General features: G+C 63.5%; 20 protein-coding genes. All 20 read left to right on the top strand.

Going from position 1 to position 14,700, the window contains the following annotated elements:
• The first annotated feature begins 71 nt into the window (after window positions 1-71).
• The 20 genes from AC1G9C_RS15290 (at window position 72) to AC1G9C_RS15195 (ending at window position 14,698) form a co-directional block, all read left to right on the top strand.
• The gene (locus AC1G9C_RS15290) at window positions 72-401 is read left to right on the top strand and encodes a hypothetical protein (protein ID WP_480408040.1); all 330 of its coding nucleotides are present in this window, start codon (window positions 72-74) and stop codon (window positions 399-401) included.
• Window positions 398-589, top strand: a complete 192-nt coding sequence (locus AC1G9C_RS15285; RefSeq protein WP_480408038.1) for a hypothetical protein — start codon at window positions 398-400, stop codon at window positions 587-589. Before AC1G9C_RS15290 ends, AC1G9C_RS15285 begins: the two co-directional genes overlap by 4 nt.
• Window positions 586-1,290, top strand: coding sequence for a recombination protein NinG (locus AC1G9C_RS15280; RefSeq protein WP_480408037.1), 705 nt, complete (start codon window positions 586-588; stop codon window positions 1,288-1,290). The genes AC1G9C_RS15285 and AC1G9C_RS15280 overlap by 4 nt, the downstream gene beginning before the upstream one ends.
• Window positions 1,283-1,642 (top strand): hypothetical protein, encoded by a 360-nt coding sequence (locus AC1G9C_RS15275; RefSeq protein ID WP_480408035.1) that lies wholly within the window; start codon window positions 1,283-1,285, stop codon window positions 1,640-1,642. The genes AC1G9C_RS15280 and AC1G9C_RS15275 overlap by 8 nt, the downstream gene beginning before the upstream one ends.
• Window positions 1,643-1,653: 11 nt before the next feature.
• Window positions 1,654-2,496: a hypothetical protein gene (locus AC1G9C_RS15270; RefSeq protein WP_480408034.1), complete on the top strand. Its 843-nt coding sequence runs from the start codon at window positions 1,654-1,656 to the stop codon at window positions 2,494-2,496.
• Window positions 2,493-2,693, top strand: a complete 201-nt coding sequence (locus AC1G9C_RS15265) for a hypothetical protein (protein ID WP_480408033.1) — start codon at window positions 2,493-2,495, stop codon at window positions 2,691-2,693. Before AC1G9C_RS15270 ends, AC1G9C_RS15265 begins: the two co-directional genes overlap by 4 nt.
• Window positions 2,694-2,791: 98 nt before the next feature.
• Entirely contained in the window at window positions 2,792-3,286 is a 495-nt protein-coding gene (locus AC1G9C_RS15260; RefSeq protein ID WP_480408032.1) for a hypothetical protein, read from the top strand.
• A 12-nt stretch (window positions 3,287-3,298) separates the two neighbouring features.
• Window positions 3,299-3,589, top strand: coding sequence for a hypothetical protein (locus AC1G9C_RS15255; protein ID WP_480408031.1), 291 nt, complete (start codon window positions 3,299-3,301; stop codon window positions 3,587-3,589).
• A gap of 72 nt (window positions 3,590-3,661) precedes the next feature.
• A complete protein-coding gene (locus AC1G9C_RS15250) occupies window positions 3,662-3,940 on the top strand; it encodes a hypothetical protein (RefSeq protein WP_480408030.1) in 279 nt (92 codons plus the stop codon).
• 100 nt (window positions 3,941-4,040) lie between these two features.
• On the top strand, window positions 4,041-4,244 hold the full coding sequence (locus tag AC1G9C_RS15245) for a hypothetical protein (RefSeq protein WP_480408029.1): 204 nt from the start codon (window positions 4,041-4,043) through the stop codon (window positions 4,242-4,244).
• Between the two features lie 86 nt (window positions 4,245-4,330).
• Window positions 4,331-5,179 (top strand): terminase small subunit, encoded by an 849-nt coding sequence (locus AC1G9C_RS15240; RefSeq protein ID WP_480408028.1) that lies wholly within the window; start codon window positions 4,331-4,333, stop codon window positions 5,177-5,179.
• 3 nt (window positions 5,180-5,182) lie between these two features.
• Window positions 5,183-6,799 (top strand): terminase, encoded by a 1,617-nt coding sequence (locus AC1G9C_RS15235; RefSeq protein ID WP_480408027.1) that lies wholly within the window; start codon window positions 5,183-5,185, stop codon window positions 6,797-6,799.
• A gap of 11 nt (window positions 6,800-6,810) precedes the next feature.
• Entirely contained in the window at window positions 6,811-9,084 is a 2,274-nt protein-coding gene (locus tag AC1G9C_RS15230; protein ID WP_480408026.1) for a portal protein, read from the top strand.
• Between the two features lie 172 nt (window positions 9,085-9,256).
• Window positions 9,257-10,306 (top strand): hypothetical protein, encoded by a 1,050-nt coding sequence (locus AC1G9C_RS15225; protein ID WP_480408025.1) that lies wholly within the window; start codon window positions 9,257-9,259, stop codon window positions 10,304-10,306.
• A gap of 33 nt (window positions 10,307-10,339) precedes the next feature.
• A complete protein-coding gene (locus AC1G9C_RS15220) occupies window positions 10,340-11,632 on the top strand; it encodes a phage capsid family protein (RefSeq protein ID WP_397496977.1) in 1,293 nt (430 codons plus the stop codon).
• A 59-nt stretch (window positions 11,633-11,691) separates the two neighbouring features.
• Complete coding sequence (locus AC1G9C_RS15215) at window positions 11,692-12,174, top strand: hypothetical protein (RefSeq protein WP_480408024.1); 483 nt, start codon at window positions 11,692-11,694, stop codon at window positions 12,172-12,174.
• Window positions 12,175-12,233: 59 nt separating this feature from the next.
• A complete protein-coding gene (locus AC1G9C_RS15210) occupies window positions 12,234-13,106 on the top strand; it encodes a RyR domain-containing protein (RefSeq protein ID WP_480408023.1) in 873 nt (290 codons plus the stop codon).
• A gap of 3 nt (window positions 13,107-13,109) precedes the next feature.
• Window positions 13,110-13,802, top strand: coding sequence for a phage adaptor protein (locus AC1G9C_RS15205; protein ID WP_480408022.1), 693 nt, complete (start codon window positions 13,110-13,112; stop codon window positions 13,800-13,802).
• A 78-nt stretch (window positions 13,803-13,880) separates the two neighbouring features.
• Window positions 13,881-14,147 (top strand): holin, encoded by a 267-nt coding sequence (locus tag AC1G9C_RS15200; RefSeq protein ID WP_480408021.1) that lies wholly within the window; start codon window positions 13,881-13,883, stop codon window positions 14,145-14,147.
• Window positions 14,144-14,698, top strand: coding sequence for a glycoside hydrolase family protein (locus AC1G9C_RS15195; protein ID WP_480408020.1), 555 nt, complete (start codon window positions 14,144-14,146; stop codon window positions 14,696-14,698). Before AC1G9C_RS15200 ends, AC1G9C_RS15195 begins: the two co-directional genes overlap by 4 nt.
• The last annotated feature ends 2 nt before the right edge of the window (window positions 14,699-14,700 follow it).

Raw genomic sequence — 14,700 nt, 5'->3', positions numbered from 1 at the left:
AGTTCCTTTGCCGTGAACGCGAATACCGGGTCGGTGACCTTGTGCGCTGCGATATTAAACAGCCGCGCAACGTGAAGTTTCACCGCCTGGTGCATGCCCTCGGCCGCATGGTCGCCGAGCAGGTCGACAAGTTCCAGGGCCTCGACGCCCACACCACCATCAAGCGCCTGCAGCTCGACGCTGGCGTGTGCTGCACCTTCGAGGCATTCGACATTCCCGACCTGGGCCGCGTCATGCGCCAGGTGCCTGAGTCGATCGCCTTCGACTACATGACCGAAGAGCGCTTCAAGGAGTTCTGGCGCGGCATCTGCCAGCACCTGATTGCCACCTACTGGCCAGGCCTCACCGAGGAAGCGATCGAGAACATGACCGGCCTGATGCCTGGGGAGCGTGAGCAGTGACGACTCTGGAAGAGATCAGCCGCTGCCCAGTGGCCAACCGCGAATTTTGGACCGCCAGGGCGCGATTCAACCTGGCTTGCTACCGATCCATCGGCGCCGAAGCTGCTGATCGGCAGCTGGAGCGCTTGAACTTCCGTAAGAACATGGCGCACCGCAGGTCGCAGACCTATCTGCAGGTGCAGCCATGAAGCGCACCGAACTGAAGCGCAAGACGCCGCTGAAGGCTAAGGCCAGCGGCATTGCCGAGCGCAAACCGCGCCAGCGCAAGTGCGATAACCCAGCCTGTGACGTGAAATTCACGCCCAAGATTGGCCAGAAGGTCTGCTGCTGGCAGTGCGGCCTGGCGATCGCTGATCAGCCTGCAAACCAGAAGAAGGCGCGCATGGCCATCGAGCAGCGGGAGCGGCGGGAGATCAAGGTGCGCAAGGAGAAGCTGAAGAGCCATGGCGATTACGTTCAGGAGGCCACCAGAGCGGTGCAGGCGTACCGCCGGGTTTATGAACTCTCGATCGGTAGCGGCTGTATCAGTTGCGGCAAGAGCCAGGCAGAGATCGAGGCCGCTCAGGGCTGGAAAACAGGCGGCGCCTGGGACGGTGGCCACTTCCTCGGCAAGGGCGCCAGGCCTGAACTGCGCCTGGAAGAGAACAACATCTGGCTGCAGTGCAAAGGTTGCAACGGTGGCTCAGCCAAGTACGCCCGCAAAGGTGAATCTGTGCGCAACGGTTTCCGTGCTGGCCTGATCGAGCGCATCGGCCTGCCGGCAGTGGAAGCGCTGGAAGCCGATCAACGACCCCGCAAGTACACCATCGACGAACTCAAGCAGATCACCGCCCATTACCGGGCGCTGCTGCGAGACCTGAAAAAGCAACAGGAGGTCAGCCATGTCTGAACCGACGAGAACCGGGGCCGATATCGAAGCCGACTACGCGGCCGCAATGGCCAGGCATTACGCCGAGCTGGAGAAGAACCGGCGCGAAGTGATGGCCCAAGTCGCTCTGCTGGTGAGTCCGCGCAAGCTGAACAGCATCGAGCAGTTCATTGACTACTGCGACGACAGCATTGTGTGCGATTTCGAGCTTACGGACGCGCACGGCGGTGAGCGCCAGGACGAGCCTGGTACCGCGTTCCGTTACATCTACATCGACCAGCATAGCGGTGGCTGCCCTGCCGGCGACGACTACTACGGCTGGATCTGGATTCCCTTGCCGCAAGGCAAGTACCTGAAATTTCACTATGCGTGATGGTGAGCGAAATGACTGAGCAAGTGAAGCGAGTGTGCGCAAACACACTGACGGGGCTGATCGATCTGGCCCACGAACACCGTCATGCCCTGGCCAGCCAGACGTTTCCTGATAACGATGAAGGCGACGCTTTCAGCCGAGTGCGTGATTCACGGGTGGCGCGCATCGACCGGATTATTGAGGCTACACGTGCCGCGCCGGCCACCGACTACGACGCCCTGCACCAGCAGGTCGAGGGGCTGGAGGTCAAGAATCAGCACCAGCTTGAAGAGATCAACATCCTGACTGGGCAGCTCGACAAATTCAGGAGCCAGTCGCACGGCATTCCTGCTCTGGCAGAGATCGAGCGCCTGCGTGCCGCACTGCAGTCGTGTGCCAAGGCGTCATCTGCAGCTGAGGTCGGCTTGATCGTCGATGAAGCGCTGGCCGCCAGCCAGGCGCAGCGGGCGCTGGCCCCAGAGAACCAGCGCGTATTGCCGGTAGAGCCTTTGCTGGCCAAGCCGCATCCATTTGAGGCAATGCGCAAGCGCTTCAGCGACATCGAGGACGAAGTGGCGCGCGGAAAGCACAGCGCTATGTCGTGCTTCACGGCCATGCGGACGGCAGCGCTCTACACCGATACGGAACGCGCCCAGGTGAACCGCATCCCAGCCGGCCTATACGCCGAACTCGAAGCCCTTCGCACCCTGCGTGACGCCACTGGCGTGTACCTGCAGGGCTACATGCGGGACGAGATAGATGACGAGGACAACTGCGTTTCTGTCGACCAGCACGATGCCGCCTGCAGCGTGAAGTCAGCGCTGGATAACGCCAGGGCGCTGGAGTGGAAGGGCGGCGTGGAGCAAGAAGCATGACGCATTTCAAAACCAGAGGTGGCGGTATTGGCGTGGTTCTTCCCGCGCTACCACCTATTCCTGAGCCGCACCCTGAACAGGACGCAGACGAACACTTGACCGAGTACAACGCCGCGAGACGGATGCGTGCTCAGTGCGCTGATGCTTTGCGAGAAGCGGGCGTGGTGGTCGTCTTTGCAGACGAAGGAAGGGGGTGAGAGGGGATGTGTCCAGTATTCCAGGCCTGGCTGGCCGAGCAGTGGCAAATCCTGCGTGAGCGGGGGTTGATTCGATGACAAGCATGGGGAGAGCGAGCATGACGAAGCGATCATCGACGCAGATCGTCCTCGAGGCGCTGCAGGATCTGCATGCGCAGGAGCAGATCGTGACGCGCGAGGCCTTGGCCGAGGTGACGGGGCTGAAGGTGGCGGTAGTGGATGACCGTCTCAAGGCCCTGGTGGCCGACGGCGATGTTGCGCGGGTGCAGCGTGGCATCTACGTGCCGGTCGATCAGCACCCACCGGCCAGGCACATCAGCAAGACCATCCTGCCCGACGGCACGGTGAAGATCGATATCGGCGACCAGGTGCTGACCCTGACACCGCGGGAGGATCGGATGCTCGCCAACCTGTTCGCCGGCGTGACGCTGCAGTCTGCCCAGATCGAACTGGGGCACCATGCCGCGCTGCTCTCCGGCACACTCAGCACGCGCCTGAACAGGCTGGAGCGCATCCTGGCGCGTGTCGGCGATGAAGTGTCGGTCGGTAGAGACGTGGCGCAAAGTCCCGGGCAGAATGTGCTGGACGTTTGAGGGAGGTGGGCGATGGAAATGGTTGAAGTGCTGCTGATAGGCGGCCCGTGTGATGGAATGCGTAGGCGTGTGCTGCCTGGCCAGCCAAGCCTTCAGGCTGTGCCAATGCAGAAGCATGCCCCGTTGATGGGTGACTACAATGCCATGCCGATGAACGAGACCAGGCCGGTGAACACCTACTACCGAGCCACCCTGACGGCGGCGAATGGCAAGAAACACGACGTCTATGTCTACGGCGAGTTTGACGTGGTCGAGGCTCTGATCAAGGGATACCGCGGGCACGTCGGCGTTGACCCCCTGTAGGGTTTGAGACGGCACGGACGCCGGCAGAACACTCGGACTGCCAACCACCTCAACCTGTCGAGGCGTCCGAAGATGAAGAAAGTCCTGCTGTCCGTATTCGCCATCCTGTATCTGACCTGCGGCCTGGCGCTGGCCGCGCCGCTGCCGGTCGACTGCCTGGCCATCCAGGCCTATGCCGACCAGCACATTGCCGCCGAGGCAAAGCGCAACTTGGCCGAGGTGATGCAGCCTCGCAGCCTGGAGCGCTACCGCAGCCCTATCCTGCGCAGCGACATGCGCATCGCCAGTGCAGGCATGGTGTTCAACCGCACCAATGACCAGGTGCTGCACTGGGCGCGATCGAGCGCCTGACCTGCTGATGCTGAGAAAGCCCGCCGAGTGCGGGCTTTCTTGTTATGGGCATGTGGATATACTCGAGCTTCGCTTCACAACCATCAGAAGGAACGTAGACATGGCGATTGAAGATACGAAGAAAGTGAAATCTGTTACCACCGTAAGCCTGGCTAACCGGGCTTTAGAGGAAGGCTGGACATTGCTTGCTGTGCATGAGCGGCGCGACGGTAACGAGTACTACTCTGAGTGGCTGTTGGGATGGCAGAAGGATGAAAAAGAGCAAGGAGCATCGACTAGCTCCTCTGTCCCCCTGATTTTATGACCTCCTGCAGCCCTGCTGGTTTAGGGCTTATTCCTTACCCCCTGTAGGGTTCGACACCCTGTCCCCCGCCCGGAAAGACTCCGGGCATGACCACGAAAGAGAAGGGCGCCAAGCCCGCACCCAAGAAGCCAGCCAAGAAGCCGGTAGCCAAGAAGAAGGCGACCGGCTCGACTGCGCGTGCTCGCAATACGGTGAAGGTACAGAAGGCTGAGGTAGCGCTTACAGCCCTGCAGGTGCGATTCGTCGAAGAGTATCTGGTCGACATGAATGCGACGCAGGCTGCTATCCGGGCTGGGTACAGCGAGAAGACGGCATATTCCATCGCGCATGAGAACCTGAGAAAACCTGAGATCGTCGCCGCGATTGCTGAGGCCAGGGCGAAACAGCAGCAGCGAACCGAGATCACCGCTGACCGTGTGCTGCGCGAGGCGTGGAATCAGGTCACGGCCGATGCTCGCGAGCTGACCGAGCTGGTTGTCGTGTGCTGCCGGCATTGCTACGGCGAAGGGCATCTGCGTCAGCGCACTCAGGTCGAACGGGACTATGCGTTCAATCTGTGGGTGGACGAGGGCGAAGATCCCGAGGATTTCCCCGAAGACGGTGGCGTTGGTTTCGATCCGAACCGCGAGCCATTCCCTGGTTGCCCGGAATGCGGTGGCCACGGCTGGCCGCGCGTGGTGCTGAAGGACACCCGCAAGCTTTCGCCAGGTGCTGCCTCGCTGTATGCCGGCGTGAAGCAGACGAAGTTCGGCATTGAGGTGATGACGCACTCGAAAGATGCGGCCATGGAAAAGCTGTTCAAGCACCTGGGCCTGTACGAGAGGGACAACCAGCAGCGCGTCGACCCCCTGGCCAGCCTCCTGCACTCGCTCGCCAGCGGCAACTCGAACGGGTTCAAGCCGGTGGCGAAAGACCCTGAGCATGGCGAGGACTGATTCATGGCCATGCGGGTGACGCACAACCAGCCGCTGCAGCCTCTGCCGACCAACGCAGAGGAACTGGCGCGCTGCCTGGCTGACCCTGAGTGGCGACTGTTCTCCGGCTGCCTGTACAAGATCATGGTGAAGGGCGACGACAAGGTCGACGAGCTCGGCAACATCGTCGAGGAAGGCGAGTCGTTCGTGACGCCCTTCGAGCCGAATCGAGCGCAGAGGCGTTTCCTGACCAGGCTCTGGCATCGCAACCTGATATTGAAGGCACGCCAGCTCGGCTTCACTACGCTGATCGCCATCCTGTGGCTGGATCACGCGCTGTTCAACGCCAACCAGCGCTGCGGCATCATCGCCCAGGATCGCGAAGCGGCCGAGACGATATTCCGCGACAAGGTGAAATTCGCCTACGAGAACCTGCCGGACGAGATCCGTGAGCGCTTTCCGCTGGCCAGGGATAGCGCGGTCGAACTTCTTTTCGCGCACAACAACAGTTCGGTGCGCGTGGCCACCTCGATGCGCTCGGGCACCATCCACCGCCTGCACGTCTCCGAGTTCGGGAAGATCTGCGCCAAGTACCCGGACAAGGCCCAGGAAGTGGTCACCGGCTCGATACCGGCCGTGCCAACCAACGGCGTGCTGGTGATCGAGAGCACGGCAGAAGGGCGCGAAGGCGAGTTCTTCAACATGGTGCAGATCGCCCAGAAGAACTACCGGGACAAGAAGCCGCTCACGCCCAAGGATTACCGCTTCCACTTCTACGCCTGGTGGCAGGAGCCGAATTATCGGCTGCCGATGCAGACGGTACCGGTCGATCGCGGCCAGCACGCCTACTTCGACAAGATCGAAGCGCTCATGGATTGCAAGATCGACCCGGACCAGCGCGCCTGGTACGTGGCCACCAAGCAGGCCGACTTCGCCGGCAAGGAAGAGCGGATGTGGCAGGAGTACCCTGGCACGCCCGATGAAGCCTTCCAGATCAGCACCGAAGGCAACTACTACGCCGAGGACATGCAGGCCATGCGCAAGCGCGGCGGCATTACTCGCGTGCCGGTGCTGGATGTGCCGGTGAACACCTTCTGGGATATCGGCAACACCGATGGCTGCGCTGTGTGGTTCCAGCAGGAGCTGCGCGGCGAGGATCGATTCGTCGACTACTACGAAGAGCACGGCAAGGATCTGCGCCACTACGCCCAGGAGCTGAAAGACCGCGGCTATCTCTACGGCGTGCACTACCTGCCGCATGACGCTGCTCACAAGCGGCTGGGTGACTACAACCGCAGTGTGCTGGAAATGCTTGAGGACCTGCTGCCCGGGCATACGTTCGACATCGTGCCGCGAATCACTGAGCTGATCACCGGCATCCAGCAGACCCGCAAGCACATGAAAGGCTGCTTTATCGATGAAGTGGCGTGCGCGGACGGTATCAACCGCCTGGACAACTACCGCAAGAAGTTCAGCCGCTCCGAGAACCGCTTTCTCGACAACACCCCCAACAAGGCCAACGGCTGCAGCGAGGGCGCCGACGCCTTCCGCCAGTGGGCGCAGGCCAAAGAACTGGACATGTTGGGCCACCAAGGCCGGCAGTCGTACACCGAAGCCCCAGCGCCTGACTGGCGCACTTGAGGAACCACCAGATGGACGCTACCGCACTCAAGCAGCCCGAGCATGACGGCGATCAGCCGAAGGACGAACTGGCGCTGAGCCTCGACGAGTACACCGAGATCATGCGCGAGATCGAGGAGCAGCCGAACTGGCGCACCACGGCCGACAAGGAAATGGACTATGCCGACGGCAACCAGCTGGACAGCGAGCTGCTGGAGCGGCAGCGCAAGTTGGGCATTCCGCCGGCGGTGGAGGATCTGATCGGCCCGGCGCTGCTGTCGATCCAGGGCTATGAGAGCGCGACTCGCACCGACTGGCGCGTGACGCCCGACGGTGATGTGGGCGGCCAGGACGTGGCCGACGCGCTGAACTACAAGCTGAATCAGGCCGAACGCCACAGCAAGGCGGACAGGGCATGCAGCGATGCCTTTCGTCCGCAGATCGCCGTAGGCCTGGGCTGGGTTGAGGTGAGCCGCGAGAGCGACCCCTTCAAGTTTCCGTACCGCTGCGGCGTGGTGCATCGCAACGAGATCCACTGGGACTTCAACGCCAAGGAGGACGACCTGAGCGATGCGCGCTGGCTGCGCCGGCAGCGCTGGTTGCTGCCTGAGCGTATCGCCCGTGTGTTCCCCGACCACAAGAAGCTGATCATGGCCATCGGGCGGCACGGCTCGACCTGGTGGCTGGACGATCCGGTCGGCGCGAATGACGGCGGTTCGTCCACGGGCCTGCACAACGCCTGGGGCGAGGCGCGTGCCTGGACCGTGCAAGAGGAGCGTTGGTACAACCCAACCTCGAAAGAGACCTGCCTGGCCGAGGTGTGGTACCGGCGCTGGGTCGATGTGGGCGTGATCACCGCGCCAGACGGCCGAGTGGTCGAGTACGACGAGAACAACCTGGCTCACCAGGTGGCGCTGGCCAGCGGCTTCTCGCAGTACAGCCGCGTGGTAGTGGCTCGGGTGCGCCGCAGCTACTGGCTCGGCCCGCACTGCCTGCACGATGGCCCGACCCCTTATAGCCATCGTCACTTCCCATACGTGCCGTTCTGGGGCTTCCGCGAGGACGGTACCAAGGTGCCGTATGGCTACGTGCGCGGGATGATCTATCCGCAGGACAGCCTGAACAGTGGCATCAGCAAACTGCGCTGGGGCATGGCTGCGGTGCGCACCGAGCGCACTAAGGGCGCCGTGGACATGACCGATGCGCAGTTCCGCCAGCAGGTGGCGCGCGTCGATGCCGATATCGTCCTGAACGCTGAACATATGGCGCGGCAGGGCGCCCGCTTTCAGGTCCACCGCGACTTCCAGCTCAACGCCCAGCAGTTCCAGATGATGCAGGACAACCGATCGGCTATTCAGCGCGTCTCGGCGGTGACCACCGGCTTCATGGGCAAGGAAGGAACGGCCACCAGCGGGCGGCAGGAGCAGATGCAGATCGAGCAGAGCAACCAGAGCCTGGGCCGGATGATGGACAACTTCCGCGCCGCCCGGACGATGATTGGCGAGATCCTGCTGTCGATGATCGTCAAGGACCTGGGCAGCAAGCAGCACGAGATCATCATCGAGGGCGACGCGGTACGCGCCGATCGCACGGTAGTGATCAACAAGCCGGAGCAGGACGAGGCCCGCTACACCTACCTGTCGAACGATCTGCAGCGCACCCGGCTCAAGGTCGCCCTGGAAGATGTGCCGAGCACCAACAGCTACCGCGGCCAGCAGCTCGCCGCACTGTCCGAGGCAGTCAAGAGCCTGCCGCCGCAGTACCAGGCCGCGGTGCTGCCGTTCTTGGTCAGCCTCATGGATGTGCCGTTCAAGCGCGATGTGGTGGAGGCGATCCGCGCCGCCAGCGAGCAGGAGTCGCCGGAGCAGATCGAGCAACGTATCAAGAAGGAGGTGCAGGACGCCCTGGCGCGTTCCGGTACCGAACTGAAGATGCGCGAGCTGGCCATAAAGGAGCGCCGCACCGACGCGGAGATCGACAAGATCATCGCTCAGGCGGTGCAGGTCGGCGTCCAGTCCGCGTACAGCGCGATGCAAGCCGCTGCCCAGGTGGCGCAGATGCCGATGATCGCGCCGGTGGCCGACGAGATCATGAAGGGCGCTGGGTACCAGGCGAAGCCGGGCGACGATCCGAACTTCCCACAGGCCGGCCAGACTGCCGCGATGAACATCAAGTCGCCGTATGTGCAGCCAGGCGGCCCGGAGGTGCGTGAGAACACCAGTCCGGCCTTCCCGCCGGTACCGGCCGAGCCAGGCGCTGGCATGGGTGGAATCGAAACTCCGACGGCATCCGACAACCTCGGCTGACCCCATCGTCAACCACAACCCTGCAGGGCTGACCCCCTGTAGGGTTTTTTGTTTTTCGCTCCCTTCTGGACACTCGCTGACAAGTCGGGCCCGTGCTCGACGATGCGCGAGGCGGTGACGCCTCGTAACTGCTGAACCCTTTGCGGCCACGGCGATATGTGGCGGGACAGGCATGAATCCAGGCGACTTTATCCAGCAACACGCACCGGACGGTGAAATGTCCGCAGAGCAGGCCGCTCAGCTCCTCGAGCTGATGGACCAGGGCGATACCGACGCAAGCGCGTTGGAAGTTGGCGGCGAGCCCGACGCTGCCCCTGCAGCTGCAGCAGAACCGAACCCCGTGCGGGCCACCGACGACGTGGCGAACACCGATGACACCGCGGCAGGTGTTGAACCGGAAGATCCGGCCAAGGCCGTGATCATGGCGAAGGACAACGTCCACACCATTCCGTATCAGCGCCTGTTGGATGCGCGAGAAGGAAAGCAAGCAGCGGAAGCTCGCGAGCAGGAAGCTCTGCAGAAGCTGCAGGAGACCCAGAAGGAACTGGAAACGCTCAGGACCCAAGCACAGAACCGGGCGGACGCAGGGATTGCGCCCACCGCCGCCGACCAGAACCTGGCAGCCGCTGAGGCCGCTATGGAGGCTGGCGTCGATCCCGGCATCTTCGGGGACTTCTCCGAGGAGGCGTTGGCCAAGGGTGTGCAGGCCTTGATCGCCAAGAGCGCGCCGGCGCTTCTGGCGGACTTGGTCAAGCAGCAACTGGCCCCCCTGCAGCAGAAGCAGCAGCTGACCGAGCAGGAAGCTCACGCGCAGACGGTCTACGCCAAGCACCCCGACCTCGATTCGATTATCGAGAGCGCGGAGCTTGAAGCGTGGATCGAGTCGCAGCCCAGCTTCGCGCGCACTGCGTATCGCGAAGTGATCAGCAACGGCACTGCGACCGAAGTCATCGAGTTCATCGACACGTACAAGGCAGCCACTGGGAAAGGTCAGGCAGCCGCTGCTGCGCCCTCTGCGGAGAGCGTGCGGCAGGCCGCCAAGCAAGCCATCGCGGCAGCCAAGCCGCCGGTACCCACCAGCCTCTCGGACATTCCGGGCGGTCGTGCGGGGCCGGCGACGGGCAGCGAAGCGCTGGCGAACTTAGGCGCCGCTGATATGGCCGAGGCCTTGATGGACAAGACCCCGGAGCAGATCGAGGCATTTCTGAACCGGAGCGTTTGACGCTCCGGGTCCCGTTGAACAAGGAGATTCACCGTGTCCGACAAGACTCATATGGCGTATGGCGATTCCAAGGCGATGGTCGAGCAGGCCGTCGGCTTGTTTGCCCAGAGCACCCAGCGCAACACCACCCTGAACCGTCTCACCGGCAAGATGCCCAAGGGCACCGCCGGCGCCGAGGCCACCCTGCGCAAGCAGACCACCCAGCACATGCCCATCGTCAAGTGTCAGGACCTGGGCAAGGGCAAGGGCGATGAGGTGACCTTTCACCTGCTGAACCCGACTGGCGGCTACCCGATCATGGGTAGCGCTTACGCCGAAGGTCGTGGCGTGGGCATGAAGCTGTCCGAGGACAAGCTGCGCGTGAACCAGGCGCGCTTCCCGATCGACCTCGGCGACACCATGACCACCATCCGCAGCCCGGCCGACTTCCGTCGTCTGGGGCGCCCGGTCGCTCAGCAGCAGATGGACGCCTATGTCGACCAGAGCCTGCTGGTGCACATGGCTGGCGCGCGTGGCTTCCACGACAACATCGAGTGGAAGATCCCGACCGAAACCAACCCGCTGTTCGCTGAAATCATGGTGAACCGCGTGAAGGCGCCGACCAAGAACCGCCACTACATCGCCGACGGCGGCAACGGCATCAAGCCGTTCACCGTGAACGCGGGTGAGGTCGACCTGGCAACCACCGACCTGATGAAGATGGACACCGTGGACGGCGTGCGCACCTGGATCGACCAGATCGCTCTGCCGCCGCCGCCGGTGATCTTCGAAGGCGACGCTGCCGCCAACGACTCGCCGCTGCGCGTGATGCTGGTGTCCTCGGCGCAGTACAACCTGTTCGCCGCCGACCCCAACTTCCGCCAGCTGCAAGCCAGTGCGATGGCGCGCGCCCAGCAAGCCAAGGGCCACCCGCTGTTCCTGGGCGAGGTGGGTCTGTGGAACGGCGTGCTGATCGTGAAGATGCCAAAGCCGATCCGCTTCTACGCCGGCGACACCATCCGCTACTGCGCCGCGAAGGACAGCGAAACCGAAAGCACCTGCATCGTGCCGGCTGGCTTCGGCACCACCCACGCGATCGACCGCGCCATCCTGCTGGGTGGCCAGGCCGTGGCCGAGGCGATGGCCGCCAGCGAGAAGTCCAAGATCCCGTTCTTCTGGAGCGAGAAGGAATTGGACCACGGCGACAAGGTGGAGCTGCTGCTGGGCTGCATCCGCGGCGTGTCGAAGATCCGCTTCGCGGTCGAGACCGGCAATGGCACCGAGTTCACCGACTACGGCGCCACCGCGATCGATACCGCGGTGCCGATCATCGGCGAGCGCCTGTGATGGGTAGGGCCGGGTAACACCGGCCCGCCTTTCGAAACCAATATCGAGGAGAGCCCATCATGGCCAAAGTGACTCTGAAACAGTTCGGCAACCGCCAATTCGGCGGCGCTGCCGGCGCCTACGGCAACACCACCACCCTGAAGTTTGCCCTGCAAACCGGCGCCAACGGTGCAGCGCTCAATGCCGATTCGGCGGCGGCGATTGCTGCGGGCGACGTGGTCGACCTGGGCCCGCTGCCGGAAGGCATGCGCCTGGACGATATGTCGATGCTGATCAGCACCGGCATGACCGCCACCATCACCGGCTCGCTGGGCTTTGCCTACGCGGACGGTGTGGACAGCACCGAGGTTCCCCAGGACGCCGCGTACTTCGGTACCGGTCTGAACCTGGCCACTGCTGCGCGCCTGCGTGCGGCGGCTGCCAAGGCCCTGGTGACCCTGCCCAAGCCGGCGCGCTTGATCCTGACCACGGCGGTGGCGGACAACGCCAAGGCCAGCAAGATCGAGGTGCTGGTGAGCGGCGAACTCCAGGGCGCCCGCTGATAGCGACTCGGGAGGGCCTTCGGGCCCTTCCTCCTTTCTCCGTCATGCAGGACACGAACATGAAGGTACTTGTCATTGCGCAGGTCGCGCACGCTATCAACGCCGCCTACTGCCTGTCGCTGGGCGACGCTTCGGTGCCGACCTGGGAAGAGGCTGGCGAGCAGCACCAGAAGAGCCTGGTCGCTGGTGTGGAAATGCACCTGGCCAATCCCGACTCCACCCCGGAGCAGGCCCACGAAAGCTGGCTGGCGCAGAAGCTGGCTGACGGCTGGGTATACGGCGAGGTGAAGGACACCGAGAAGAAGGTGCACCCTTGCTGCCTGCCATACGAACAACTGCCGGCCGAGCAGAAGTCGAAGGACTACCTGTTCCGCGCCGTGGTGCATGCGCTCAAGGATCTGCCGGATGCCGACGAGGCCGCTGCTGCTGCCGTGGCCGCAGCCCTGGCCAAGGTTCCGGCAGGACAGCCGGCGCCAGGCGCACCTGCTGGCCCTGGCAAGATCGTGGTGGTCTACATCGGCCGCAAGGAAACCTACACCGATCACCTGTACGGCACTGGCCTGAGCTTCGTTAAGGGTCAGGAACGTGCCATGCCGGCCGATATCGCCCGCAAGTTCCTGCGCCACGGCGACATGTTCAGCGAGGGGCAGGCGATCGCTGCTGCAGCCGAGCCGGCCGCGGACCAGGACGACGACGCCGACGACACCAGCAAGGTGTTGGATGAAGCCAAGAAGCGCCAGGACGAGGAACGCAAGCAGGAAGAGCGCCTGCTCGACCTGAAGCAGCAGATCAACGTCATGACCAAGAAGTCGCTGACCGATTACGCCATGACCAACTACCGGCAGAAGCTCGATCAGCAGAAGTCTGTCGCCGAGCTGCGTCAGCTGGTCACCGGCATGATCGACCAGTACGGCCCCGTCGGCCCGGTGTAAGCCATGACCCTCGAAGAGCTGATCAATGACTTTCGGGTGACCACCCAGGATCTGCGCAGGACGGTCTCTGGCAATGCCGAGGATACCTTTCTGTTCAAGACGCCTGATGTCACCCGATGGCTCATCGAGGCCGAGCAGGAGGCCTGCATCCGCGGGCGCCTGCTGCACGATTCGACGACCGAGGCTGTCTGCGTAGTTCCCGTCGTGGCCGGTGAAGTGGTCTACCCGCTGCATCCGGCTCTGTACGAGATCGATCACCTCGGACTGTTGGAGGTCGGGGCGACCGAGCGCCGGCCCGTCCAGCTGGTGTCGCGCGAGTGGCTGGACGAGAACCACCAGGGCTGGCGTGATCGTGCGGGTATTCCTCGCTTCGCCATCCAGAGCGACACCAGCATTCGTCTGGCGCCGACGCCGAGCGCCAAGGCCACCCTCAAGATCGAGTGCTACCGGCTGCCGCTGCGCGGCCTGAGCACCGAGAAGGCATCGAAGCCAGAGATTCACCAGGCCCATCACCGGCACTTGGTCAACTGGGCGCTCTACCGGGCGTTCAGCCAGCCCGACAGCGAGACCCTGGACCTAGGTCGAGCCGGCGATGCGCTGGCAGCGTTCGCTGGTTACTTCGGCGATCGCCCCGACAGCGACCTGCGCCGCATCACCCGCCACGATGTCGAGCACCACAACAAAGCCTGGCCCTGACCCCCTGTAGGGTTCGCCACCTGAAAACCCTGTCCCTAGCATCCGAGCAAAGCAGATCGGCCGGCATGGGAGCAGGGCATGGCACTACAGATCAATGAGAGCACTGTCGACGCGGCGGCAGTCTCGATCACGAACAAGAGCATGCTCGGTGGCGCCATCGCCGGGGCCTTCGGATGGCTGGCGCAGATCAACTGGATCGGCCTTGGCGGCTTTCTGATCGCCCTGGCCGGTCTGGCCGTCAACTTCTACTTCCAGCACCGGCGTGACAAGCGCGAGCAGGCCGAGAGCCAGGCCAGGATCGAGGCGTTGCGCGAGCGCTGCAGCATCGAAGGGCGGGCGCAATGAGCCGCACGCGCGTGCTGGTTGCTTCCCTTGTGCTGAGCGCCGCGGGCTTTGCTGGCTGGATCGCCAGTGAGGGCGACGGCCCGGTCGAGGTGCGCAACGGCGTCGAGGTGCACCTGCCGTACATCCCGACCAAGGGCGACGTGCCCACCATTGGCCATGGCTCGACCCGCTACGAGGACGGCACACCGGTCACCCTGGCAGATCCTCCCATCACCCGCGAGCGCGCCCAGCAGCTGGCCAGGGCGCTGCACAGCGAGGAAGAGCGCCGATTCCAGGCATCGCTGCCCGGGGTGGAGCTGTTCCAAGAGGAATACGACCTCTACCTCGACTTCGTCGGCCAGTACGGCATCGGCAACTGGCGCAAGCCGAAATCACCGCGCACCTGGCTGCTGAAAGGCGATTACCTGGGTGCGTGTAAGGCGCTGCTCAATTGGCGTTTCGCCGCCGGCTACGACTGCTCAACGATGATCAACGGCAAGCGGAACAAACGCTGCTGGGGCGTCTGGCAGCGACAGCTTGAGCGCCATGCCGCCTGTATGAGCGCTCAATAGGA

The sequence above is a fragment of the Pseudomonas sp. ABa2 genome, from assembly GCF_056676075.1.
The sequence above is the reverse complement of the archived record's forward strand: the minus strand, read 5'-3'. Positions and strand labels throughout refer to the sequence as shown.

Bases quoted from the DNA above. Each gene is read 5' to 3' on its own strand.
- AC1G9C_RS15280 (WP_480408037.1), top strand. From the start codon at position 586: ATGAAGCGCACCGAACTGAAGCGCAAGACGCCGCTGAAGGCTAAGGCC.
- AC1G9C_RS15275 (WP_480408035.1), top strand. From the start codon at position 1,283: ATGTCTGAACCGACGAGAACCGGGGCCGATATCGAAGCCGACTACGCG.
- AC1G9C_RS15270 (WP_480408034.1), top strand. From the start codon at position 1,654: ATGACTGAGCAAGTGAAGCGAGTGTGCGCAAACACACTGACGGGGCTG.
- AC1G9C_RS15265 (WP_480408033.1), top strand. From the start codon at position 2,493: ATGACGCATTTCAAAACCAGAGGTGGCGGTATTGGCGTGGTTCTTCCC.
- AC1G9C_RS15260 (WP_480408032.1), top strand. From the start codon at position 2,792: ATGACGAAGCGATCATCGACGCAGATCGTCCTCGAGGCGCTGCAGGAT.
- AC1G9C_RS15255 (WP_480408031.1), top strand. From the start codon at position 3,299: ATGGAAATGGTTGAAGTGCTGCTGATAGGCGGCCCGTGTGATGGAATG.
- AC1G9C_RS15250 (WP_480408030.1), top strand. From the start codon at position 3,662: ATGAAGAAAGTCCTGCTGTCCGTATTCGCCATCCTGTATCTGACCTGC.
- AC1G9C_RS15245 (WP_480408029.1), top strand. From the start codon at position 4,041: ATGGCGATTGAAGATACGAAGAAAGTGAAATCTGTTACCACCGTAAGC.
- AC1G9C_RS15240 (WP_480408028.1), top strand. From the start codon at position 4,331: ATGACCACGAAAGAGAAGGGCGCCAAGCCCGCACCCAAGAAGCCAGCC.
- AC1G9C_RS15235 (WP_480408027.1), top strand. From the start codon at position 5,183: ATGGCCATGCGGGTGACGCACAACCAGCCGCTGCAGCCTCTGCCGACC.
- AC1G9C_RS15230 (WP_480408026.1), top strand. From the start codon at position 6,811: ATGGACGCTACCGCACTCAAGCAGCCCGAGCATGACGGCGATCAGCCG.
- AC1G9C_RS15225 (WP_480408025.1), top strand. From the start codon at position 9,257: ATGAATCCAGGCGACTTTATCCAGCAACACGCACCGGACGGTGAAATG.
- AC1G9C_RS15215 (WP_480408024.1), top strand. From the start codon at position 11,692: ATGGCCAAAGTGACTCTGAAACAGTTCGGCAACCGCCAATTCGGCGGC.
- AC1G9C_RS15210 (WP_480408023.1), top strand. From the start codon at position 12,234: ATGAAGGTACTTGTCATTGCGCAGGTCGCGCACGCTATCAACGCCGCC.
- AC1G9C_RS15205 (WP_480408022.1), top strand. From the start codon at position 13,110: ATGACCCTCGAAGAGCTGATCAATGACTTTCGGGTGACCACCCAGGAT.
- AC1G9C_RS15200 (WP_480408021.1), top strand. From the start codon at position 13,881: ATGGCACTACAGATCAATGAGAGCACTGTCGACGCGGCGGCAGTCTCG.
- AC1G9C_RS15195 (WP_480408020.1), top strand. From the start codon at position 14,144: ATGAGCCGCACGCGCGTGCTGGTTGCTTCCCTTGTGCTGAGCGCCGCG.